The following is a 416-nucleotide window of genomic DNA, read 5'->3' as shown; positions in this document are numbered from 1 at the left end:
TTACTCATAAAACTCAGGTGCAACCTTCATAGTCTTGAAGAAGTCCATATCATGGGAAAACATGACTTTGGCGTTGTATTTCTTGGCATAATTACGTACCTTTTCAATTGAATCAAAAAAAGCTATGCTGTCGTATACAATCCCTGACCCTTTAGCAGGTGGTCCATAATTCCGGTGATCATACACAGCGTCTTGGGGAAAAATTAAGGTGCCTTCATTTTCCAGATGGACTATTAAACCTAATATCCCCGGTGTATGACCCGGCAACGTAATAAGTTCGACCCCAGGGACCAATTCCATATCCTTATCAACAAGATGATATTGTTTCACTGGTACTTCTAGATCCGCTTTTACATAGGCACCGTGGGCTGCGGGGTCTGGGCTTAGGTGAACGAGGGTTTGCCCATATTCAAAAT

At 42.5% G+C, this 416-nt stretch carries 1 protein-coding gene; it reads right to left on the bottom strand.

Annotated features, from left to right (window positions below; translation table 11 throughout):
- Positions 1–416 (bottom strand): MBL fold metallo-hydrolase (locus DSOL_RS26400; RefSeq protein ID WP_486598774.1); only part of this gene is annotated, 416 nt, incomplete at its 5' end.

The sequence above is a fragment of the Desulfosporosinus metallidurans genome (genome assembly GCF_001936615.1).
Lineage (GTDB): Bacteria > Bacillota > Desulfitobacteriia > Desulfitobacteriales > Desulfitobacteriaceae > Desulfosporosinus > Desulfosporosinus metallidurans.
Note: the sequence above shows the minus strand (reverse complement) of the source record. Positions and strands in the feature narration are given on the sequence as shown.